At 69.6% G+C, this 23330-nt stretch carries 17 protein-coding genes and 2 pseudogenes; 11 read left to right on the top strand and 8 right to left on the bottom strand.

What is annotated here, in order from left to right:
* Positions 1 to 89 precede the first annotated feature (89 nt).
* Both A37U_RS0107505 and A37U_RS0107500 read left to right on the top strand, forming a co-directional pair.
* Positions 90 to 830, top strand: coding sequence for an SDR family oxidoreductase (locus A37U_RS0107505; protein ID WP_020496007.1), 741 nt, complete (start codon positions 90 to 92; stop codon positions 828 to 830).
* 166 nt (positions 831 to 996) lie between these two features.
* On the top strand, positions 997 to 1704 hold the full coding sequence (locus tag A37U_RS0107500) for a class I SAM-dependent methyltransferase (RefSeq protein ID WP_020496006.1): 708 nt from the start codon (positions 997 to 999) through the stop codon (positions 1702 to 1704).
* Here A37U_RS0107500 and A37U_RS0107495 read toward each other — a convergent pair.
* Positions 1701 to 4817 (bottom strand): BTAD domain-containing putative transcriptional regulator, encoded by a 3117-nt coding sequence (locus A37U_RS0107495; RefSeq protein ID WP_240437511.1) that lies wholly within the window; start codon positions 4815 to 4817, stop codon positions 1701 to 1703. The genes A37U_RS0107500 and A37U_RS0107495 overlap by 4 nt on opposite strands.
* A gap of 185 nt (positions 4818 to 5002) precedes the next feature.
* Here A37U_RS0107495 and A37U_RS54620 point away from each other — a divergent pair, with 185 nt between their 5' ends.
* Together A37U_RS54620 and A37U_RS54800 are read left to right on the top strand one after the other, a co-directional pair.
* Entirely contained in the window at positions 5003 to 5875 is an 873-nt protein-coding gene (locus A37U_RS54620; RefSeq protein ID WP_020496004.1) for an imine reductase family protein, read from the top strand.
* Positions 5839 to 6726 (top strand): annotated as a pseudogene (locus A37U_RS54800) (NAD(P)-dependent oxidoreductase); the annotation flags it as partial. The gene A37U_RS54620 and the pseudogene A37U_RS54800, both read left to right, overlap by 37 nt.
* Here A37U_RS54800 and A37U_RS0107480 read toward each other — a convergent pair.
* Positions 6705 to 8084 carry an amino acid permease gene (locus tag A37U_RS0107480; RefSeq protein ID WP_020496002.1) on the bottom strand — a complete coding sequence of 460 codons (1380 nt, stop codon included), beginning with the start codon at positions 8082 to 8084 and terminating at the stop codon, positions 6705 to 6707. The pseudogene A37U_RS54800 and the gene A37U_RS0107480 sit on opposite strands and share 22 nt — an antisense overlap.
* 294 nt (positions 8085 to 8378) lie before the next feature.
* On the opposite strand from A37U_RS0107480, the gene A37U_RS0107475 reads away from it, so the two are divergent.
* Together A37U_RS0107475 and A37U_RS54795 are read left to right on the top strand one after the other, a co-directional pair.
* Positions 8379 to 10988 (top strand): carboxypeptidase regulatory-like domain-containing protein, encoded by a 2610-nt coding sequence (locus A37U_RS0107475; RefSeq protein ID WP_169526830.1) that lies wholly within the window; start codon positions 8379 to 8381, stop codon positions 10986 to 10988.
* A 137-nt stretch (positions 10989 to 11125) separates the two neighbouring features.
* A pseudogene (locus A37U_RS54795) lies at positions 11126 to 11305 on the top strand (helix-turn-helix domain-containing protein); the annotation flags it as partial.
* A 156-nt stretch (positions 11306 to 11461) separates the two neighbouring features.
* Here A37U_RS54795 and A37U_RS42720 read toward each other — a convergent pair.
* Genes A37U_RS42720 through A37U_RS0107450 form a run of 5 tightly spaced genes read right to left on the bottom strand, consistent with a single transcriptional unit; the run spans position 11462 to position 16536 of the window.
* Complete coding sequence (locus A37U_RS42720) at positions 11462 to 12634, bottom strand: M20 family metallopeptidase (RefSeq protein ID WP_020496000.1); 1173 nt, start codon at positions 12632 to 12634, stop codon at positions 11462 to 11464.
* 4 nt (positions 12635 to 12638) lie between these two features.
* Positions 12639 to 13538, bottom strand: coding sequence for a polysaccharide deacetylase family protein (locus A37U_RS0107465; RefSeq protein WP_020495999.1), 900 nt, complete (start codon positions 13536 to 13538; stop codon positions 12639 to 12641).
* Entirely contained in the window at positions 13535 to 15145 is a 1611-nt protein-coding gene (locus A37U_RS42715; RefSeq protein ID WP_157182677.1) for an MFS transporter, read from the bottom strand. The genes A37U_RS0107465 and A37U_RS42715 overlap by 4 nt, the downstream gene beginning before the upstream one ends.
* Before the next feature lie 27 nt (positions 15146 to 15172).
* Positions 15173 to 16033 (bottom strand): DUF4097 family beta strand repeat-containing protein, encoded by an 861-nt coding sequence (locus tag A37U_RS0107455; protein WP_020495997.1) that lies wholly within the window; start codon positions 16031 to 16033, stop codon positions 15173 to 15175.
* Positions 16034 to 16044: 11 nt separating this feature from the next.
* Entirely contained in the window at positions 16045 to 16536 is a 492-nt protein-coding gene (locus A37U_RS0107450) for a toxin-antitoxin system HicB family antitoxin (protein WP_020495996.1), read from the bottom strand.
* 181 nt (positions 16537 to 16717) lie between these two features.
* Between A37U_RS0107450 and A37U_RS0107445 the strand changes: the two genes are divergently transcribed.
* From A37U_RS0107445 to A37U_RS42705, 5 genes are read left to right on the top strand one after another with little or no spacing between them, the layout of a single operon-like run.
* Positions 16718 to 17641, top strand: coding sequence for a cytochrome c oxidase assembly protein (locus tag A37U_RS0107445; protein WP_020495995.1), 924 nt, complete (start codon positions 16718 to 16720; stop codon positions 17639 to 17641).
* A 22-nt stretch (positions 17642 to 17663) separates the two neighbouring features.
* A complete protein-coding gene (locus tag A37U_RS0107440) occupies positions 17664 to 18959 on the top strand; it encodes an MFS transporter (RefSeq protein ID WP_240437510.1) in 1296 nt (431 codons plus the stop codon).
* Positions 18956 to 21448: a family 78 glycoside hydrolase catalytic domain gene (locus tag A37U_RS42710; RefSeq protein WP_020495993.1), complete on the top strand. Its 2493-nt coding sequence runs from the start codon at positions 18956 to 18958 to the stop codon at positions 21446 to 21448. The genes A37U_RS0107440 and A37U_RS42710 overlap by 4 nt, the downstream gene beginning before the upstream one ends.
* Before the next feature lie 50 nt (positions 21449 to 21498).
* Positions 21499 to 21885: an alpha/beta hydrolase family protein gene (locus tag A37U_RS53435; protein WP_240437509.1), complete on the top strand. Its 387-nt coding sequence runs from the start codon at positions 21499 to 21501 to the stop codon at positions 21883 to 21885.
* Complete coding sequence (locus A37U_RS42705) at positions 21813 to 22520, top strand: alpha/beta hydrolase family protein (protein WP_240437508.1); 708 nt, start codon at positions 21813 to 21815, stop codon at positions 22518 to 22520. Before A37U_RS53435 ends, A37U_RS42705 begins: the two co-directional genes overlap by 73 nt.
* Here the strand turns inward: A37U_RS42705 and A37U_RS0107425 are convergent.
* Entirely contained in the window at positions 22517 to 23269 is a 753-nt protein-coding gene (locus A37U_RS0107425) for a FadR/GntR family transcriptional regulator (protein ID WP_020495992.1), read from the bottom strand. The genes A37U_RS42705 and A37U_RS0107425 overlap by 4 nt on opposite strands.
* Positions 23270 to 23330: the final 61 nt, after the last annotated feature.

The raw sequence follows: 23330 nt of genomic DNA, 5'->3' as shown, positions 1-23330 counted from the left end.
CCCTGGCTGCGTTCCTTGAACAGGCGGACACGTGTCCGGTACCTTCGAAGCTAACCGGACACGTGTCCACTCTAACGGAGGGAATCCCCATGTCAGCTCTGCCCGGCACCGTCGTGGCGATCACCGGGGCAAGTAGCGGTATCGGCGCGGCCACCGCCCGGCTGCTCGCCGAACGCGGTGCCGCCGTGGTCCTCGGCGCACGCCGCACCGACCGCCTCGACGAACTCGCCGAGCAGATCCGCGCCGCGGGCGGCCGGGCCGTCACCTGCACGGTGGACGTCACCGAACCGGCCTCGCTCGAACAGCTGGTCACGCTCGCGGTCACCGAGTTCGGGCGGCTCGATGTGCTGGTCGGCAACGCCGGGATCGGCCGGACCGGTCCGATGGCCGAGCTGGGCACCGAGAACTGGTCGGCGATGATCGACGTGAACCTGCGCGGCGTGCTCAACGGCATCGCCGCCGCCCTCCCGGTGTTCCGGCGGCAGGGCCGGGGACACCTGGTGACGACCCTGTCCACGGCGGGCCTGCGGATCGTGCCGACCCAGGGGGTCTACGCGGGCACCAAGAACGCGGTGCGCACCCTGCTCGAGGGGCTACGGCAGGAATCCACCGACGGCGTACTGCGCACCACCTCGATCTCTCCCGGTTACGTGCGGACCGAATTCGCCGACCACGTCGAGGATCCCGAGACCCGGGCGCACATCGCGGAGACCATGCGAGAGTTCGGGCTCGATCCGGAAGCGGTCGCCCGCACCATCGCATTCGCCATCGAGCAGCCGCACGAGGTGGAGATCGGCGAGATCACCCTCCGCCCGACCCGTCAAGGCTGAGCTCGCCGACTTCCCCGCATCAGCACCCTTCGGCGCGAAGCCGGTGCTCGACGGGAATGACGAGCACCGGAAACCCTCACCGGTAGTGGGGATTTCATTGCACCCGGCGCTAAATTCAGCGTACGATGAATTTAGTAGAAAACCCGACGAGATCCGAGGTGCAACGATGACCGAGCAGCTCCCCACCGACATGGACTTCGACGCCCTCTACCGGGGCGAACAGCCCAGCGAGGACCTCCAGTTGGACTGCGTGCCCTGGGATATCGGCGCCCCGCAGCCGGCGATCGTCGCGCTCGAGGAAGGCGGCACACTGCGCGGCAGCATCCTCGACATCGGCTGCGGTCTCGGGGACAACGCGCTGTTCCTCGCCGAACGCGGACACCGGGTCACCGGGGTGGACGGGTCACCGACCGCGCTCGGCAAGGCCAGGGAGAAGGCCGGCGCCCGCGGTCTCGATGCGCGGTTCGTCCAGGCCGATGCCACCACCCTGGAGGGAGTGGAGCCCGGCTTCGACACGGTGCTCGACTCCGCGCTTTTCCACTGCCTCGTGCCCGAACAGCGCAGCGCCTATGCCGAGGCGATCCACCGGGTGACCAATCCCGGCGCGGTGCTGCACCTGATCTGTTTCGGCGGCGAGGACCCGGGCGCCACCCTCGAACCGGTCAGCAAGGAGGAACTGCACGCGGCACTCGACGCGCGGTGGGACATCACCAGCATCGAACCGGCGAGCTATTCCTCCGGCTTCACCAGGGACACCATCTCGAAGGTCCGGGAGATCACCGAGACGATCGGCATCGAACCGGAGAAGCTCAGCTATGACGAGCAGGGCCACGCGATGCTCGCCATGTGGCAGCTGCGCGCAGTCCGGCGTTAGAGCCTCTCACCCTTCGCGAATTCCGCCGCGAACCGCCGCGCACCGAGCGTGGCCTTCGCGGCGGTGCCGATCCGCTCCACATCACCGCGTTCACCGGGCGGGAGCGGGGCGCCGACGGACCGTCTGCGCGCCGCAGCCTCCCCGAGCAGCCGGGCCGCCTCGGCGTGGTCTCCGTCCAGTACGGCGACCCCGGCCAGTCCCTCGGTGGCCAGCGCGATCGCCCGCGGGTCGCTGTTGTCACCGGCGATGCCGAGCGCGCGCCGGTGGTGCTTGCGCGCGGTTGCGGGATCGGCGCGCTGTTCGGCGAGGAAACCGAGTTCGGCGAGCACGAGCGGGCTTTCGGCGCCGCTGTCCCGATGCCAGTCGTGCAGGGTGTTCAGCTGCCGCTGCGCGGTGTCCAGGTCCCCGGCGCGGCGGGCACCGAGGGCGAGGCCGGTGATCGCGTACATCTCCCCCGCGGTGAAGCCGTGCTCCGCGGCCAGCCGTGCGGCCCGCTCGTGCAACCGGCGCGCGTCCTCGGGTTCCCCGGCGAGCAGCGCCGTGCGGCCGAGCCAGGACAGCTGGTAGGAAACCTCCGGCCAGAGCCCGAGTTCCTCGGCGTGCCCGAGACTGGTGCGATGAATCCGCGCGGCCCGCTCGTACTCACCGGCCACCGCGGCGAGCACCCCGAGTACGAACTGTGCCTGCACCTGGCCCCAGCGTTCCCCGAGCTCGGCGAAGTATCCGGCGCTGATCCGCCCGTCCGCGCCCGCCTCGGCGAGCCGCCCTTCGGCAAGCGCGAGACCCGCCCGGTCGCAGCGGGCCGCGGCGATCCCCCAAGTGTCCCCGGATTCCTCGAACTCGCCGAGCGCGGATTCGGTGTGCACGGCCCCGCTCCAGTCCCCGAGGGTCGCCGCGGCGTAGCCGAGAAACCACCGCGCCAGCGGATCGGCCGCGCGCACATCCGGCTCGGTTCCGGTCGGCCCGGTCCCGGTGGAAACGGTCCCGGCGAGCATGCGGAACCCGGTCCGCCAGGCGCTCGCCGAAGCCACGAGCCCGGGCGCCCCGCCCACGGCGAGCGCGGCATCGAGTGCGGCGATCGCGAATCCGAACCTGCCGCGCAGAAACCAGTACCAGCTCAGCGCGGTCACCAGGCGCAGCGCCGTATCCGCGGCGGTGCCGAGCGTGGTGTCCACGGCGGCCCGCAGATTGCCCGATTCCGCGTCCAGCACCTCCAGCCACTCGCGCTGCCGCGGTCCGCGCAGTCCGGGCCCGGCGCGCTCGGCCAGTTCGAGGTAGTGCCGCACGTGCGCATCGAGCAGCCGCTCGCGTTCACCCGCCTCGGCCAGCCGTTCGAGTCCGTAGGCGGTGACCGATTCGAGCAGCCGGTACCGCCCGGATCCGGTGCGCACCAGCAGCGAGTGGTCCACCAGGCGGGCCAGCACCTCGAGCACGGTCTCCGCGGGCAGCTCCGGGTCCGCACACAGCCGCTCGGCAGCGTCCGGGCCGAATCCGTCCACGTGCACGCACACCCGGCGCAGCACGGTCCGTTCTCGTTCCTCGAGCAGTTCCCAGCTCCAGTCGAGCGTGGCACGCAGGGTCCGCTGGCGCCGCGGCACACCCCGGTCCCCGGCGGCGAGCACGGTGAACCGGTCGGCGAGCCGGTCGAGCAACGGCACCAGCCCGAGCCCGCGCACCCGGGTCGCGGCCAGTTCCAGGGCCAGCGGAATACCGTCCAGCCTGCGGCAGATCTCGGCGACCGTGCCCGGATCGAGTTCGGTGCCCACGGCGCGTTCCCGGGCCCGTTCGGTGAACAGCAGGGCCGCGTCCGCCGCGGGAAGCGGTTCCACCGGGTACACCGATTCGCCCGCGATGCCGAGCGGTTGCCTGCTCGTGGCGAGCACCCGCAGCTCCGGGCAGGCCTGCAGCAGCGGGTTCAGCACTGCGGCCACCGGGTCGAGCAGCTGCTCGCAGTTGTCGATGACCAGCAGCATGTCTTTGGTGTACAGAGCCTTGCCGCGCAAGGCATCCGCGAGCTCGGCCGGTGAGCCGGCCCGGATCCCGAGTACGGCGGCGAGCGCGTCGAGCACCGCCTCCTCCGGGCAGGGCGCGGTCCGTTCGAGCCCGGCGAGCTCGATGAACCAGGCACCGTCCGCTGCTGCGGACCGCCCGGCCACCGCGATCGCCAGCCGGGTCTTGCCGACCCCACCCGGACCGGTGAACGTGACCAGCCGGGCGGTGCGCAACAGCGCGGCACCGGCATCGAAGTCACTTGTCCGGCCGATGAGCGCGGTCAGCGGGCTCGGCAGGGTGCCGCGCCGCACCGGGATCACAAGCTCCGGGTCCTGGCGCAGGATCGCCTGGTGCAGCTCGGTCAGTTCGGGTCCCGGCTCCAGGCCGAGCTCGCCCTGCAATCGCGCACGCAGTTCCGCGTACTGCTCCAGCGCCTCGGTCTGGCGACCGGAACGGTAGAGCGCGCGCATGTACAGCCCGCGCAAGCGTTCGCGCAGCGGATGCTCGGCGAGCAGGGCGGCGAGTTCGGCGCACAGTTCCGCGTGTTCCCCGAGTTCGAGCCGGGCGGTTGCGGACTCCTCGGACACGGCGATCCGGTCCTGCGCGAGCCGCTGTGCCGCGGCGACCGCGAAAGGTTCCCCGGCGAAGTCCGTGAGCGCGGGACCCCGCCAGAGTGCGAGCGCGGCCGTGCCCAGTTCGGCGCGCACCCGGGGGTCGTTCGCTTCCCGGGCACTCGCGGTCAGTTCGGCGAACCGGCTCAGATCGAGTTCTCCCGGCCCGGCCGCGAGCAGATAGCCGGGCGCGCGGTGCACCAGCAGCGTCCCGGCACCGGGTTCCGCGCGCTCCAGTGTCCTGCGCAGCTGGGAGATCTTGGTCTGCAGGGTGTTCGCGGGGTTGCCCGGCAGCTGGGCGCCCCACAGGTCCTCGACGAGCCGGTCCGCGGCCACGACCCGCCCCTCGTGCAGCAGCAGATCGGCGAGCAGCGCGCGCACCTTCGGCTCCGGTACCGCCACCTGTTCCCCGCCCGAGGTCCACACCGCGAGCGGTCCGAGCACCCCGAATCGCACCACACCACCGTACTCACGGGCGACCGTGCGTGAATCGTGCGTGCCCGCGGGCACGGTGCAGCCATGACTGTGTTGACTGTGCTGGCCCGACGCGGCCTCCCCTGCGCTCCAACATCGACTCGGCTTCTCACTCGCTCCGGGCCTCGGTCGCTGGCGCTCCCTCGTATCCTCACTCGATCGGCGCCTTCGTGGACTCACTCGCTAGCGCTCGCTGCGATGCTCGGGGAGGACCGCCTCTCATGACCGACAAACCACCCGTGACCGTGCTCGGGCTCGGTGCGATGGGCACCGCGCTCGCCCGAACCCTGCTGAACGCCGGATATCCGACCACCGTGTGGAACCGAACCGCGTCGAAGACGGCACCGCTGACCGAACTGGGCGCGCACGCCGCGGACAGCCCCGCGGACGCGATCGCGCGCGGTGAGCTCGTGCTCGCCTGCCTGCTCGACTACGACTCGGTGCACCAGACGCTCGCCGGAACCGGGGATGCCCTGCGCGGCAAGGCATTCGTCAACCTGACCAACGGAACCCCGGAGCAGGCCCGCGCGCTCGCCGGGAAGCTGGACACGGCGTACCTGGACGGCGGGATCATGGCGGTGCCGCCGATGATCGGTTCCCCGGGCGCGTTCCTGTTCTACAGCGGAGAAATCGCGGTGTTCGAGCAATACCGGCCGGTGCTCGAGAGCTTCGGCGAGGCCATCGAGGTCGGCACCGATCCCGGGCTGGCCGCGCTGCACGATCTCGCGCTGCTCTCGGCGATGTACGGGATGTTCGGCGGTGTGCTGCAGGCCTTCGCGCTGACCGGGAGCGCCGGCGTTTCCGCGGCCTCGCTGGCCCCGCTGCTGCACCGCTGGCTGGACGGGATGAGCGGGTTCATCGCCCAGTCCGCCGCACAGCTCGACAGCGGCGACTTCGCCACCGGGGTGGTCTCCAACCTCGCCATGCAGGACACCGGGTTCGCGAACCTGTTCCGCGCGGCGAAGGAACAGGGCATCAGCACCGGCCAGCTCGAACCGCTCGGCGCGCTCATCCGGCGCCGCGTCGAGGACGGGCACGGCGCCGAGGACCTCGCCGGAATCGTGGAATATCTCAAGATCGGAGCGAACGCATGACCATCACCGTGCTCGGGCTCGGCCCGATGGGCCGGGCCATGACCCGGGTCTTCCTCACGAACGGTCACCGGGTCACCGTGTGGAACCGCACCGCGAGCAAAGCAGCGGAACTCACCGAGGCGGGTGCGCGGCTCGCCGGTGCACCGGCCGAAGCGGTCGCGGCGAGCGAACTCGTCGTGCTCAGCCTTACCGACTATCAGGTCATGTACGACATCCTCGGCACCGCAGGAGAAGCGCTTTCCGGGCGGGTGATCGTGAACCTGACCTCGGACACCCCGCAGCGCAGCCGGGAGGCCGCCGACTGGCTCGCCGAACGCGGGGCGAGCCTGATCGCGGGCGGGGTGATGGTTCCGGAGGCCGTGGTCGGCACCGAGCACTCGTTCATCTACTTCAGCGGGCCGGAAGCGGATTTCCGCGCGCACGAGCCCACTTTACGGCTGCTCGGCACCCCGGACTACCTCGGAACGGATCCGGCGCTCGCGCAGTTGTTCTACCAGGCGCAGATGCACATGTTCCTCACCGCGCTCTCCGCGTACCTGCACTCCACCGCGCTGGTCGGCGCGGCCGGGATCACGGCGGGCGAATTCCTCCCGCACGCACAGCGGTTCGCCGACACATTCTCGAGTTTCCTCGGCGAGGGCGCGCGCAATATCGAGGCGGGAACGCATCCCGGTGAGCTGGCGAACGCGATCATGATGGGCGCCACCGCCGAGCACATCGAGCACACGTGCGAACAGTCCGGTGTGGACACCGCGCTGGCCGGGGTGGTGCGCGCGCAGTACCGGCGGCTGATCGACTCCGGGAACGGCACGCAGAGCTGGACCGGGATCTACGAGCTGATCAAGGGCTGATCGAGTCGCTGCTGGTGGCGGCGGGTGAACGGGTAGGCCGCCGCCAGCACGGCCAGCCACGCGATCCCGACGATGATGGCCACCCTGGTCTCCGCGAACCAGGCGAGCACCACGAAGACGAACAGCATGAAGGCGGTGGCCGCGAGCTGACCACAGGGCCAGAACGGGACCCGGAAGCGCAACGCGGCCACCTCTTCGGCGTCCAGACCGCGCCGCGAACGCAGCTGGGCGAGCAGGATCATCAGCCACACCCAGATGGTCGCGAAGGTGGCGATCGAGGCGACGATGGTGAACGCCTCCTTCGGGATCACGTAGTTGAGCACCACGGCGATCCCGAGCGCGAGGATCATGACCACCACGGTGATCCACGGGACCCCGTTGCGGGAGACCTTGCGCAGCGCTGCCGGTGCCTGGCCGGTGCGCGCGAGGCCGTACATCATCCGGCCCGCGCCGAAGATATCGCTGTTGATCGCCGAGAGCGCCGCGGTGACCACCACGATGTTCAGCACGAACGCGGCCGGGCCGAAACCGATGCTCTCGAAGATCTGCACGAAGGGGCTCGCGCTGCCGTCGATGCTCTGCCACGGATCGATCATCATGATCACCGCGATGGTCAGCACGTAGAACAGCAGGATGCGCACCGGGACCGTATTGATCGCGCGCGGGATGGAGCGGGCCGGTTCCTTGGTCTCCGCCGCGGTGATCCCGATGATCTCGGTGCCCCCGAAGGCGAACATCACGATCGCGAAGGAGGCCAGGAAACCGCCGATCCCGCCGCCGAAGAAGCCGCCGTTCGACCACAGGTTGTGCACGCCGACCGAACCACCGTGCGCGCCGAGCCCGAACATCACCACGGCGATCCCGGCGAGGATCATCGCGATGATCGCGGCGACCTTCACGATGGAGAACCAGAACTCCAGCTCCCCGAAGACCTTCACACTGGCCAGGTTCACCGCGCCGAGCACGCAGATCGTGGCCACCACCCAGACCCATTGCGGCACCTGGGGAAACCAGAATCCCATGTACACCGCGAGCGCGGTCACATCGCCGACGCACACGATCACCATCTCGAACACGTAGGTCCATCCGGTGGTGAATCCGGCGAGCGGACCGAGATGGCGCCGCGCATAGTCCCCGAACGAACCGGAAACCGGGCTGTTGACCGCCATCTCCCCCAGCGAGCGCAGCATCAGGAACACCGCGGCCCCACCGATCAGGTAGGCGAGCAGCACCGAGGGACCCGCCTTCGCGATCGAGTCCGAGGAGCCGTAGAACAGCCCCGTCCCGATGGCCGAACCGAGCGCGATGAACCGGATGTGGCGTGCGGTCAGGCCGCGGCCGAGCTGTTCGGACTGCACACGTTCTCCTGTCTACGTCGACGATCGGGGCAGAGTCGATCAAAGGCGGCCACCGGCGCGACAGCGCACCCCGCGAGGTTGCGTCTGGAATCCCAGACCATCCTGCCATTCCTGGGCACAGCACCTGGTCACATCGACGCGCTCGGCCACGGGAGGGCCCGGACCGCACACGGTGTTGATTAGCGTGGCTACGGACCGCGTAGAATGACGCCTACCGGCATAGTCGCACCCCCAACTCAGGGGGTGTTCACGCGCGCCGTTCTTCAGGAGGTGGTTGGGCTGACGACGACCGAGGTGACCACGGCCGAGACATCCGCGACATCCGCGAACGGGCGCGCACCGGGCGCCAAGCACCGGCCGAGAATCCGCCGCCCACGGGCCGTCGACCTGCTCATCGCCTCGGATCCGGGCCTGTTCCGCGCCCAGTTCGCCCTGCGCACCCTCGTCTCACTGGTGTTCGGGCTCGGCTGCGCCTACGGGCTCACCCTCGCACTCGGCCAGCAGGTGATGACCGGGGTCGCCGTCTGCGCCCCGCTCGCGATGGTCAGCAGCATGCAGGTGGTGGAGGTCTCGAAACCACGGTTCGCCGGCTGGATGCTCGGGATGCTCCTCGCCTACGCCTTCGGTCTCGGACTCGGCGTGCTGCTGCACCCCTACCGGGCGCTCGAGGTGTGCCTGCTCCCGGTGATCGTGTTCGCCCAGTCCTACCTCAACCGGTTCGGCAAATGGGGCAGCGTCATCGCGATCGGGGTGTTCGTCTCCTACCTCTCCGGGCTGCTCATGCCGATCCCGGTGGCCACCTATCCGTGGCTGCTGGCGATCCTGGCGCCGACCGTGCTCGTGGTGATCGCCGCGCGGCTGCTGCTCTGCCCCGTCTCGCCGTACCGGGACCTGTTGCACAGCAAGCGCGCCTTCTTCGCCAGGGTCCGGCTGCTCGCCACGGACATGGCCGCGCTGCTGGAGAACGGCGAGTCCGCGCGCGGCGTCAAGCGAGTGCGCACCCAGCTGGCCCGGCTGCACGAGACCGCGCTCATCCTGGACGCGCGGCTGGCCATGCCGGACAGCACCGCCGATCCGGAACTCGCCGAGCGCACCCACCGGCGGATCTTCGACCTGGAACTGAACCTGCACGGGCTGGGCACCACGAGCATCGAGCTCGCCGCGATGCCGCTGCCCGATGCGGTGCGCACCGCCCTGGTGGACGGATCCTGCGCGCTGCGCGACACCCTCGCCGGGGCGCCGGAACTGCTGCGGGCCAGCGCCGAACGCGTCGAAGCCGAGGCGAACGCGCTCCCCGAAGAAGCCGTGCACCCCGAGACCGGCATGGCCGCGGCCTGTGCCCGGTTCGCCGCCTGTTTCACCGAACTCGCCGGGTTCGTCGCGGACCCGATCCGGATCGGCAAGCACGCGCACGCCGGTGAACAATTGCTGCCGCAGGCCGTGCTGCTGGAGGGACCGCGCCCGGAGGGATCCGGTTCGCTGTTCCGCACCGCGGGCGCGCCGAAGGGCCGGTTCCATCCGCTCCCGCAGACCAGGACCGCCGTGCAGATCGGGATCGCCGCGGCCATCGCCACCGCGATCGGGGTCGCGGTGGACGAACCACGGTTCTACTGGGCGGTGCTCGGGGTGTGGATCGTGTTCATGGGCACCGCGACCGCGCACGAGCGGGCGCGCAAGATGGCGCACCGCATCATCGGCACGATCATCGGAGCGGTGCTCGGGATCGCGGCCTTCGATCTGCTCGGCACCGATCATCCGTTCGCCACCACCGCGCTGATCGTGGCCGCGCTCACCGTCGGGGTGTACTTCGTGCTCAACACCTACGCGGTGTGGGTGGTCTGCCTGGTGATCACGCTCGCCCAGCTGTACGCCATGACCGGGGTGGAACTCGACAGTACCCTCACGTTCCGGCTCGCGGAGAACGCCGTTGGCACCCTCGCCGCGGTCACCGTGGCGCTCGTGGTGCTCCCGGTGCGCACCAGCAGCATCATCCGCGAGGGCATCCGCGGCCACCTGGACGCGTTGCGCACCCTGATCACCAACCTGCCCGGCACCGAGACCAGGCTGCGCGCCGATGCCCGCAGCGTGGACGCCGCGCTCTACCGGCTGCACTCGGTGAACCGCACCCTGGTGCGCTCCCCGCTCGGCGGCGAGCACCGCGAACTCGGCGCACTGGTCACCGCGTTCGAGAACGCCAACCGGCGGGCCCGCCACCTGGTGCGGCACGTGGACGCGAAGGGGGCCGAGCTCTCCGGACCACTGCGCGCGGAGATCCGCCGCTCGACCACCTCGCTCGCCGAGGGCATCGACGAACTCCTGCGCGGGCTGGACCAGAACGACCGGCAGCGCGCCGAACGCACCACCCTGCTGTGCGAGCTGCAGCGCCTCGACGAGTCTCTGCTGCACCTGACCCGGACCCTGCAGCTGCCCGCGCAGCGGACCGGGGAACTGGCCGGGACGGTGCGTACCACGGCGGGCGAACCCGCGACGGTCACCGTGCTGGACGCGGCGGGGCACCAGCTGGCCCGCACCCGCACCGATGCGAGCGGCGGGTACCGGATCACCGGGCTGCGCACGGGCAGCTACACGGTGGTGTACCACGCGTCGGGGCACCGGCCGAACGCGCGGCGGGTCACCGTCCACACGCGACAGACCGCGGCGCTCGGCGGGGCGGTGCACGGTCCGCACGGTCCGGTGCGCGATGCCCGGATCGCGCTGCTCGACGGGACAGGCAGCGAGGTGGCCGCCACCGTGTCCGATGTGCACGGCCGCTACCGGATCGAAGACGTCGCGCCGGGTGAGTACACCTTGCTCGCCCGCGGTTTCGGTGCCACGGTGGGCAAACTCGACCTGCACGGGGTGCCGGAGCGGCGCCACGACATCGAGTTCACTCCGGGGGCTTGAGTTCGCTGTCCATTCGCGATGGGGCTATGCCGACCATCGCGCCGCTCGCTCGTGGTCGTGGGCCGGAATGACGTGAATGGATTCGGGCAGTCCGCGGATGCCAGAAGTTCAGGTCGACCTGAAGTCCGGATGGTGTCCTGCGGATAGCACGGGCGGCCGAGGCCCTCGGCGTAGCTGCGCACGTTCTACGACACTGGGAAGACGAAGGTGTGCCCGTGCCGAACCGGGAAGGCATGCGGCGTGGGTTCGCCGAGCAGCACGTGAACGAGGCGTTGATCATCCACCGGTTGCGGCAGACAGGCGTCGGGCTGGCGGTCATCAAGCAGCTGCGGCCGCCGCCTTCGTGCGGCACACCCTGCGGTGTCGGCACCCGATCGTCGAGGAGTGTCCCGGATGCCGCGACTACGCGAGCGGCGGCGTGCCGGTCACCCACGCATAGCTCGACAACGGCCAGTACTGCCGGGCCCGGGAGGCTAGTTCTCCGCGAACGCGGCCAGAACTCCGGCCGCGATCGCCGAGCGCTCCAGCATCCCGGGGACGGTGGCGTGTTCGGAGCGCGCATGCGCACCCGCGCCGACCGCGCCGATCCCGTCCAGCACCGGGATCCCCACCTGCTGCACGAAGTTCCCGTCGCTGGCGCCACCGACCGCGGTCTCGGCGAGCTCCACCCCGAGCTGTTTCGCGCAGTCGCGGGCGAGCCCGTAGAGTTCGGCGACCTCCTCGGTGCGCTCGAACACCGGCCGGTTCCATCCGCCGTCCACCACGATCCGGGTGTCCTCGTTCACCGGGCGCAGCGCGGCGAACCCGGCATCGATCCTGCGGGATTCCGCTGCCGAGGCGACCCGCACATCCAGCTGGGCGACGGCTTCGCCCGCGGTGACGTTGCTGCGCGTTCCGCCGTGCACCACGCCGATGTTCACCGAGGTGCCCGCGGACAAATCAGGCAGTTCCCGGCAGGCCAGGATCTGGTGCGCGAGCTCGTGTACCGCGCTCGCGCCCGCCGTCGGGTCGAGCCCGGCGTGCGCCTCCTGACCGTGCACGGTCACGGTGAACAGCCCGACTCCCTTACGTGCGGTCTTCACCGCGCCGCCCGCGCTCGCCTCGAACACCAGCGCGGCGCGGGAGCGTGCGGCCTCGGCCTGCAACAGTTCCGCGGAGGCGAGGCTGCCGGTCTCCTCGTCCCCGTTGAGCGCGAGGGTGTAGCGCGGGCGCGGCAGGCCGAGCTCGGTGAGCGCGCGCAGCGCCCACACCGCCTGCACCAGGCCGGATTTCATGTCGAAGACCCCCGGCCCGGTGAGCACATCGCCGGTGCGCTCGAAGGGCCACTGCGCCAGCGTTCCCTTCGGCCACACCGTGTCGTAGTGCGCGAGCAGCAGCACCGGCTCCCCCGCTCCCGGGTACCGGCGGATCCGTACGTCCCCGGCCGCTTCGCGCTCGTGGAGTTCGGACTCCGCCACCTTGCCGAGCCGCTCGTCCAGCCAGCCGTCCAGCCAGTGCAGGCAGGAGGTCAGCGCGTCTTTGTCATCGCTGGGGCTCTCCTGCGAGACATAGTCCGCGATATCGGCGACCATTTCCTTTTCGTGTACGGCAAGGAATTCGGCGACGGCGCTCTGCTGTTGCTCGGTCAGCGCGGGGGAAATCTGCATGCCCTTACCGTACCGGCGGCCCCGTGGCCACCAGTTCGGCCAGTTGCGCATGCGTCGCGGCCCACACATCCGGGTGGGACCGGATGTGGTCGAGCAGTTCGCGCAGCACGACCAGCCGGGAGCGGTGCCCGATGATGTGCGGGTGCATGGTCAGCTGGAACACCCCGCCCGCGCGGTAGGCGGCGTCGAACTCGTCGATCCACATCTCGAGCACATCCCTTGGCCGGATATAGGCCCTGCTTCCCGCACCGGGCGCCATCATGAAATACGGCGCGTCGTCCCGGATCCAGTCCACCGGTATCTCCACGATCCCGGTCGGCTCGCCGTTCGCCAGGATCTCGTACGGATCGTCATCGGCCATGAGCGAGGAGTCGTAGACGAAGCCGAGTTCGCGGATCGTTTCCAGGGTGGTCGAGGAGAAATCCCAGGACGGAGTGCGGATCCCGGCCGGGGCCGTTCCGCTGAGCTCACCGAGCACGTCCCGGGCCCGCACGAGCAGTTCGGTCTCGGTCTCCTTGTCCAGCAAGGTGTTCCGCTCGTGGATCCAGCCGTGCACGCCGACCTCGTGACCGGCGTCCACGTAGTCGCGGATTTCCTGCGGATGCAGTAGCGCGGACACCGCGGGGACGAAGAAACTGGCCGGGAATCCGTATCCGGCAAGCAGTTCGAGGATCCTCGGCACCCCGGCCCGTGCCCCGTACTCGCCCTGGGACAGCTGCCCGGGAGACGTGTTCGCGTTGTGCAGTCCCAAGGTCTCGTGGTCCGAATCGAAAGACAGCAGCACCGCCGCGCGCGCCTCGCCGGGCCAGTTCTCCGGGGTCAGCCTGCGGCCCGCACGCACCGCCTCCGCGTAACCACGCCACGTCTTTTCCGGCCACTGCCACGGTTTCTCGTTCTCGGTCATGATCCCACACTAGCTCGAACCACTTCCCCGGTCCCGGTTTCCGCGCTGCCGGTCTCCGGTTCGCGCACCAGCAGCGTCAGCAGCGCGGCGAGCACGGAGATCCCGATGCACACCAGGTACACGGTGTGGATACCCTCGACGAAGGTCTGGTGCGCGGCATCGGTCACGCTCGTGCTGATCCGTTCGAGCCGGTCCCCGGAGAGGCCTTCGCGGCCGAGCATGTTCCGCAGTCCCTGCTGCGCATCGGGGCCGAACCCGAGCGGGATCTGCTCGGTGATCGCGGGGTTTCCGGCGAACTGAGCGGCCTTTCCGGTCAGCGAGGAGCCGAACCGGGAACCGATGACCGCAGCGAGGATACTGCCGAACACCGCGACCCCGAAGGTGGCACCGAGCTGCTGCATGCTCTGCTGCATCCCGGAGGCGACCCCGGCCTTGTCCACCGGGGCACTGCCGACCACGGCCTGCATGGCACCCACCATCACGAGCCCGATCCCGAGACCGGTGACCACCATCGGCGCTGCCAGGGTGCCGGATCCGGAGTCCACCCCGATCCGCAGCAGCAGCGCATAGGCCCCGGCGATGAGCAGCATGCCGCACAGCAGCGTGATCCGGAGCCGGAGTCTGCCGAGCACCCATCCGGCCAGCGGGGAGGCGATCGCGAACACCGCGGTGAGCGGGAGCAGCGCGACGCTGGCCAGGATCGGGGTCTTGCCCTGCACCCCCTGCAGGAAGAACATCAGGTAGAAGATGATCGCGTTCAGCATGAAGACCACGAGCAGGGTGAGCACCGAGCCCGCGCTGAAGGTGCGGTCCCGGAACAGTTCGAGGGACATCATCGGGTGTTCGCGGCGGTGTTCGATGAACACGAACACCGCGAACAACAGCAGGCCCGCGCCGAGGAAACCGAGCGTTTTCGCGGAAACCCAGCCCTGGGTCGGCGCGTTGGTGATCGCCCATACGGTGGCGGCCACCGCCAGGATCAGGGCGATCGCCCCCTGCACGTCGAACCGCTGTGGTTCGCGCTGGGTGGATTCGCGGATCACCAGGGCCCCGACCGTGACCCCGAGGATGCCGACCGGCAGATTGACGAAGAACACCCACGGCCAGCTCGCGTACTCCACGAGCAACCCGCCCACGATCGGCCCGCCCGCCATGGACACCGCCGAAATCGAGCCGAAAACGCCCATGGCGAGGGAAAGCTTCCCGGCCGGGAAGACGGCGCGCAGCACGGCGAGCCCGGCGGGACCGAGCAGCGCCGCGCAGGCCGCCTGCAGCAGCCGGGCCCCGATGAGCATCTCGATCGAGCCGGAGAATCCGCACAGCACCGAGGCGAGCGAAAATCCGCCGACCCCGATCAGGAACACTTTCTTCCTGCCGAATTTGTCCGCCACTTTCCCCGCGGGCACGACAAGACCCGCGAAGACGAGCAGATAACCGGTCGTCACCCATTGGATTCCGCCGGGCCCGGCGTGCAGATCGGCGGCGATCACCGGGTTCGCCGCGGCCACCACCGAGCCGTCCAGCTGGGCGACCATGACACCGAGCGCGACGGCGAGCAGGCTGAGCCAGGCGCTCGGCGGGACTTTTTCGGGCACAGGTGTACTCATGTTCGAATTCTCCGATCGGAAAAGTGCCTACGACAGCACGTGCTGGACGCGCTGAACGGTGATGTCGCCGAACGAGGTCCGCGCGAAGATCTCCGCGGTCGGATCACCGGATTCCGGATTCCCGGATTCGGTGAGCTCATTGCTGATCGTGCCGAGCTGGGTGTGCAGATCGAGTAGGGCGGCCGTGCCGTTCCGGATACCGAATTCGAGGCTGCCGAACGAGGTCTGCAGGCTCGCTTCGCCGCGCACGATCTCGTCCACCCGGATGCTCCCGTTCGCGGTCTTCGCCCGGATTCCCTCCTGCGCGCAGCCGACGTGGATGTCGCCGTTCGCCGCACCCGCCTCGGCCAGGCGCGCGAGTTCACCGAGCCGAATGTCGCCGTTGGAGTTCCTCACCCGCGTGGTGCCCTCCACGGCCTCGATGCGCACCGTCCCGCTCGCGGTCTCGGCCTCGGCGTCCCCACCCGCATGCTGCGCGGTGATGTCCCCGGAGCCCGATTTCAGCCGCAGCGCACCGGTTTCCTCGAACAGCAGGTGCCCCATGCTCACCGTGACCGCGCAGTCCCCGAGCCGCCCGCCGCACCGGAACACGGCGAGGCTCGCACTGCCGTGCACCCGCGAACCCTCGGGCAGCTCGATGCGCACATCGATCGACCCCCCGTCCCCCGGGCCCAGCTGGCGCCACCGCTGGGTCGCTTTGACCAGCACCTCGTTCTCGCGCAGGTCCACGACGGCGCGTTCGGCGGCGTGCACATCGGCGGGTTTCGCGGCATCGCTGGGGGTCACCTGGACCGTGGTGTCCGCGCGCTCGCTCGCCACCACGGTCACATCCCCGGCGACCAGATCGACGGTGGCCAGAATCGGGTGCGGTGTCTGAAAAGTCGGCATGTCCCCTCCTCCTAACGAACCCAGCCGGTGAACCGCTGGCCACTGCGCGGCGCCCGCTTCGGCCCGCGCGCCGGTCCCAGTCCGGCCGCGGCGATCCGGACCAGCCAGGCATTGACCGAGAGCCCTTCGGCCGCCGCCGCCTCCTCGATGCGGAACTTCAGCTGCTCGGGAAGGCGGAAGTTGATCCGGGAGGTGGCCCCCTCGTCCAGATCCGGCGCGCCGGACGCGGGCGGCACCGCGCTCTCCTCCGGTTGCTCGGCGGGCGGCGGGGTCACCACGAAACCCGGTTCCCGCCCGCGCAGCCGCAGATCCACCGAACCGGGGGCGAGCTCTGTGGTGATCTCGGCGGTCGCCGCGGACAGCGCGTCCAGCAGGGTGAGCCGGATCGCCGATTCCAGCGGGGCCACCAGCCGTTCGGCCACCGCACGCGATTCCTCCCCGCCCGCCTCGGCGGCGAGCCCGAGCTCATGGCGCACGTGTTCGACATACTGCGAGAGATCCATGGCACCACTATGGCACCACCATGGCGCCGCGGCAACCACGGGCGGCGCCATGACGGACTCGCCCGTTGCCGGAGAAAGCGCGCAAACCACCCGTTTTCCCAGCACAGGGCCGTTGTGACGCAAGCGATTCCGGTACCCACCCGGCTCCGGTACCCGCTCGGCGAGGACCACAATACGTGCCGTGCCGCCGCTGACCCCGCTGAGCATGCTCAGCACCTGGACCCTGGACATCCCCGTCCTCGTCGTGCTCGCCGCCTGCGCGGCGGGTTATGCGCTCGGTGTGGCGCGCCACTCCCGTGGCGGACGGCGCTGGCCGGTCCGGCGCACCCGGTTCTTCCTCGGTTTCCTGCTCAGCGTGGTGCTGGTGACCATGAGCTTCATCGGCCCGTACGGCACAGTGCTGTTCTGGCCGCGCGCGGTGCAGACGGTGATCCTGCTGATGGTCACCCCGCTGCTGCTCGCCCTCAGTGCCCCGCTCACGCTCATCCTGGAGACCGTGGCGCCGCGCACCCGCGCACTGCTTCGCCGGATCGGCCGCAGCACACCGGCCCGCGCACTGACCTTCCCGCTGGTGATCACGGTCGTGCTCATCGCGCCGACCTTCCTGCTCTACCTGACCCCGCTGTTCGAGCTGTCCCTGCGCAGCACGGCGGTGCACGAGCTGTGCATGCTGATGCTGGTGCTCGCCGGGTTCGGGTACTTCTGGACCAGGGTGCGGGTGGATCCGGCACCGCGCGCCGATTCGCACGCCGTCTCACTGTGGATCAGCGTGCTCGAGGTGGTCGCCGACGGGGTGCTCGGGCTGGTGATCTGGCTCGGCCCGCTGCTCGCGCACGACTACTACCAGGCACTCGACCGGCACTGGGGCCCGGATGAACGGCTCGATCAGAGCATCTCGGCCGGGATCCTGTGGATCGGCGGGGATGTGGCCGGCCTGCCGTTCCTCGGGGTGATGATGACCCGCTGGCGCGCGGAAGACGACAAACGCGCCGCGGAGATCGACCGCGAGCTCGACGAGGACTCGCCCGATCGGGACGACGGCATGCAGGACGGCCTGTGGTGGGAGAACGATCCGGTGCTCGCCGAACGCTTCCGCCGCCACTGAACAGCCGTTAGCCTCAAAGGTCATGTCAATGGGGACAGGGTCGGCGGGAACAGGCCGGGAGGCGGCGGTCGACGCCGCGGACAGCACCGTCACCCGGACACAGTGGCGCTGGACCGTACTCGCCGGAATGGCCTCGTTCCTGGACGCGGGTTCGATCGTGGCACTCGGATCCGGGCTCGCGCTCTTCCAGAGCTCGCTCGGTCTTTCGGACGGGGCGCTCGGCGTACTCGCCGCGATCGGCCCGAACGCGATCGGCTGCGCGATCGGTGCGTTCATCGGCGGACGGCTGGGTGATCGCCTCGGCCGCAAACGCATCTACAAGTACGATCTGCTCGTCTACGCGCTCGGGGTGCTGTGCGTCGCCTTCTCGGGCTCCGCGCCGATGCTGTTCGCCGGGGTGTTCGTGATCGGGCTCGCGGTCGGCGCGGACATCCCGACCTCACTGGCGCTGGTCGGTGAGTTCTCCCCGGCACGTGCACGCGGCAAACTCCTCGCCCTGACCCATATCGCGTGGAGCCTCGGCCCGGTCGTGGTGCTGTTGCTCGCGCTCGCGCTGTCCTCGCTGGACCTGCTCGGGATCCGGATCGTGTTCGGCATGCTGTTCGCGGTCGCGCTGCTGACCTGGGCGCTGCGCAGGGGAATGAGCGAGTCCGCGCGGTGGCGCAGCGCCTCGGCGGGACCACGGCCGCGGGTACGCGCCCTGTTCCGCGGGGCGAATCTGCGCGCCTTTGTGTGGACCGCGACGATCTACCTGTTCGGCAACCTCGCCGCGGGCACGGCGGGGATCTTCAACCCGTACATGATCAAGACCCTGCACGCGGGCGGGCAGGCGGCGAGCATCGGGTTCTCGATCGCCGGGTACCTGCCCGGAATCGTGGCCGGTCTGCTGCTGATGCGCCTCGCCGATCGCTCGCATCGCACCCGCAAATGGATGTGGGGCCTCGGCGGACTCGCCCAGGTGCTCGCCTACGCGGCCTTCCTGGTGTTCCCGTTCACCGTCCCGGTGGTGATCGCGAACATCGTGCTGTTCGGGCTCGGCGGCACCTTCGCCGGCGAGACGCTGTACCGGATCTTCAGCCAGGAACTGTTCCCCACCATGCTGCGCGGCACCGCGCAGGGGATGACGTTCGCGCTCGGGCGGGTGTGCCTCGGTGTGTGGAGCCTGTTCGTGCCTGCCCTGACCAGTGCCGGTATCGGCCCGGTCGCCATGTTGCTCACGCTTTTCCTCGTGGTGAGTGGATTCGTCGGGTTCGCCTTCATGCCCAACACCACGGGCAAACCACTCGAACAGATCGAGGAAGAACGGAGGATGTCGTGATCGTCTCCCCGGTGCGCTTCGAGCACGGCGACCCCGTCCTCGGGATCGGCGTCTCCCGGCCGCGATTGTCCTGGCAGGTCACCGAGGCCGAACCGGGGTGGGCGCAGTCCGGGTACGAGCTGGAGTACGGGGACAGCAGGGTGCCCGTCGACACCGCCGAGCAGATCCTGGTGGACTGGCCGTTCGCGCCGCTGGAGTCCCGGGAACGGGCCACGATCCGGGTCCGGCTCACCGACGGGAGGAACTGGTCGGACTGGAGCGAACCGTCCACTGTGGAGGCCGGTCTGCTCAGCCTGCAGGACTGGCGGGCCGTGCTGATCAGCCCGCGCACGCTCGGCGGTATCGGGGACCGTGCACCGATCCTGTACGGTTCGGTGCACGCCCGCGAACGCCCCACCTCGGCTCGGCTGTACGTGACCGCGCACGGCTGCTACACCGCATGGCTTGGCGGCGAACGCATCGGGGATGCCGTACTCACCCCGGGCTGGACCAGTTATCCGAATCGGCTGCGGTACCAGACCTACGATGTGACCGCGCTGATCCGGCCCGGCGAGAACCGCATCGAGGTGCTGCTCGGCAACGGCTGGTATCGCGGACGGCTCGGCTCGTCGAAGGCGTACTACGGGGACCGGCTCGCGCTGCTCGCCCAGCTGGAACTGCGTTATCCGGACGGTTCGCTGGAGGTGTTCGGTACCGATACCGACTGGAATGCCCGGGAAAGCACGGTTCTCGCCGATGATCTCTACGACGGGCAGACCACCGATCTGCGCGCGTTTCCGTCCACATCGGACGATGTGGACGCGCTCGGCACCGAACCGGAACGACTCACCGCACCACAGGGGCCCCCGGTACGGGTCACCGAGACCCTTGCCACGCGGGAGGTTCTGCACTCCCCTAATGGACGGCCGATCTACGACTTCGGGCAGAACCTGGTCGGCTGGGTGCGGATCCGGTTGCGCGGCACGCGATCCGGGCAGCGGGTCACGGTGCGGCACGCCGAGGTACTGGAGGACGGAGAACTCGGCGTGCGGCCACTGCGCAGCGCCCGGGCGACCGACAGCTATCTGCTGGACGAGTCCGCGGAAGTGGTGCTCGAACCGAGCCTGACCTTCCACGGTTTCCGCTATGCCGAGATCGACGGAGCCACACCGGAGCAGGCGGATGTCGAGGCGGTCGTGGTGGGCACCGATCTGCGCCGCACCGGCTGGTTCCACAGTTCGGACGCCGAGCTCGACCGGTTCCACGAGAACGTCGTGTGGGGAATGCGCGGCAATTTCCTCGATGTGCCGACGGATTGCCCGCAGCGCGATGAACGGCTCGGCTGGACCGGCGACATCCAGGCCTTCGCCCCCGCCGCGTGTTTCCTCTACGACACCGCGGGATTCCTCGCTTCCTGGCTCGCCGACCTCGCCGCCGAACAGCGCCCGGACGGTTCGGTGCCGTACGTGGTTCCCGATGTGCTCGGCGACGCCCATCCGAGCGCGGCCGCCTGGGGTGACGCGGCGACCGTCGTGCCCTGGGTGCTCTACCGCCGCTACGGCGACACCGGGATCCTCGAGCGCCAGCTGGACAGCATGCGCGCCTGGGTGGACCGGATCGCCTCGCTGACCACCGAGGGAATCCGGGCGGGCGGTTTCCAGTTCGGCGACTGGCTCGATCCGGACGCCCCGCCGCACGATCCGTTCGCGGCCAAGGTGGACGCGGATGTGGTGGCCACCGCGTACCTGGCCCGCTCGGCGGACCTGCTCGCCGCCGCCCACGAAGTACTCGGCCGCGACGGCGCGCCCTATGCCGGGCTCGCCGCACGCACCAGGACGGCGTTCGCCGAGCACTTCCTCGACGCGGACGCGCGCGTGCACTCCGACGCGCCGACCGGGTACGCGCTCGCCCTGGAATGGGACCTGCTGCCCAGTGCGGAACAGCGTGCGCGGGCCGTCGAGCGGCTGGTGGAACTGGTGCGTGCCAACGGTTTCCGGATCAACACCGGATTCGTCGGCACTCCGCTGATCACCGACGCGCTCACCGCGAACGGCCATCCGGACATCGCCTACCGGCTGCTGTTCGAGCGGTCCTGTCCCTCCTGGCTCTATCCGGTGACCATGGGCGCCACCACGGTGTGGGAGCGCTGGGATTCCCTGTTACCCGACGGGAGCATCAATCCCGGCGAGATGACCTCCTTCAACCACTACGCCCTCGGTGCGATCGCGGACTGGATGCACCGCACCGTGGCCGGGCTCGCCCCCGCCGAACCGGGCTACCGGCGCATGCTCGTGCGCCCGGTGCCGTGCGCGCGGCTCACCGAGGCCGGTGCCCGGCACGAGACTCCCTACGGTGCGGCCGCGGTTTCCTGGCGGCGCGACGCAGGACGATTCGAGCTCGAGGTGCGGGTTCCGGTGGGTGCCACCGCGAGCGTGCACCCACCGGGCGGTGAACCGGCCGTTGTCGGGCACGGCACGCACCATTGGTCGGTACCCGATCCGTGCCGCTGACCGATCCAGCCGTGGCCGATTTTCGCTGATGCGGGGTAGGTTCTCCTGGCATGACTACCGAACCTCGCGATTACGAAATACTCGAGATCCCCGATTTCCGCCTCGCGCACGGCTCCACGCTGCGGCCGGCCCGGCTGGCCTACAAGACCTACGGCAGCCTCAACGCCGAGCGGTCGAACGCGATCGTCTATCCGACCTGGTATTCAGGGCGGCACTGGGACAACGAATGGCTGATCGGTCCCGGAATGGCACTCGATCCCGAGCGGTACTTCATCATCATCCCCAACATGTTCGGCAACGGGTTGTCCTCCTCCCCCTCGAACACGCCCGCCCCTACGACCGCGGCCGGTTCCCGCACGTCACCATGCTGGACAACATCAACGCCCAGCACACACTGGTCACCGAACACCTCGGCATCGAACGGCTCGCCCTGGTGACCGGCTGGTCGATGGGCGCGGGCCAGACCTACCAGTGGGCGGTGCGCCATCCCGAGATGGTGCCCAAGGCCGTCCCGTTCTGCGGTTCCGCCAAGACCTCCCTGCACAACTTCGTGTTCCTCGAGGGTGTGCAGGCCGCGCTGACCGCGGACGCCGGATTCCGCGGCGGCTTCTACGACACCCCGCCCACCACCGGACTGCGCGCCCTCGCCCGGGTGTACGCGGGATGGGGCTTCTCCCAAGCGTTCTACTGGGACGAGACCTTCCGCGAACTGGGCTACTCCTCACTCGAAGACTTTCTCATCGGATTCTGGGAAGACCTGTTCATCGGCAAAGACGCCAACGACCTGCTGTGCATGCTGTGGACCTGGCAGCAGGCCGATGTCGGGCGCACCCCCGGCTACGACGGCGACCTGCGCAAGGCCCTTTCCGCGATCCGCGCTCGCCTCTGCTCCGTGCCCGCCGAGAAAGACCTGTACTTCCCGCCCGAGGACGAGCAGTGGAGCTCACAGTTCATCCCGGGCGGCGAGGTGCGCGTGATTCCCGGGACCTGGGGCCACTTCGCCGGAGGCGGGGCCAACCCGACCGATACGGCGTTCATCGACGGGGTGCTCAAGGAGGTACTGGCGAGCTAGGCGTCCCCCTGCGCGGTGGCGTCCAGCTTCTCCTGTTCGTCCCGGATCCTGGCCAGCGCGGCCTTGCGCGCCCCGCGTACGTGGGTGCTCGCCGCGCGTCGCGCGGCCCGGGCATCCCCGGAAAGCACCGCGTCCAGCATGCGCTGGTGATCCTCCCTGGATTTCTCCATCCGGCCGGGGATCTGCAGCGTGGTCTGCATGCCCTTGGCCAGCATCTCCTGCAGCACCCCGAGCGTCTGGCTCAGGAACCGGTTCCCCGCGGCTTCCACGATCCGCAGGTGGAACGCGGCATCCAGGCGCTGCAGTTCCTCCCAGTCGACGGGATCCTTCGCCGCGGCCGCGTCCAGCGCGGCGTGCGCCTCACGCACCTTGGTGAGCCGCTTCTCATCCTGGTTGCTCGCCGCCCAGCCTGCCGCGGGCAGTTCGAGCACTTCGCGCATATCGAACAGTTCCGCGAGACTCATCTCCTCGGCGGCCATCGCCTCGCGCAACGATTTCGTCGTCGCCGGATCGGCCACGAAGACCCCGGTGCCGTGCCGGATCTCCACCCTGCCCTGAGCCTGCAACGAGCGCAACGCCTCACGCACCGAAGGGCGGCTGGTGCCGAGCAGATTCGCCAGCTCCCGCTCAGGTGGTAGCCGATCGCCGGAACGCAACTGCTCGTTGGCGATGACCTCCAGGATGCGATCCGAGATCAGGTCGGCGACCCTGCCCTGGCGCAGCGGGGTCCAGATACCGGCTTCGTGCACGTGCTCCCCTTTCTCGGTGGTAATACCAGTTTACCTCTTCGGCTCGCATCGGCATTGTCTG

Origin of the sequence: Sciscionella marina DSM 45152 (genome assembly GCF_000379465.1) — a bacterium.
Lineage (GTDB): Bacteria > Actinomycetota > Actinomycetes > Mycobacteriales > Pseudonocardiaceae > Sciscionella > Sciscionella marina.
The sequence above is the reverse complement of the archived record's forward strand: the minus strand, read 5'-3'. Positions and strand labels throughout refer to the sequence as shown.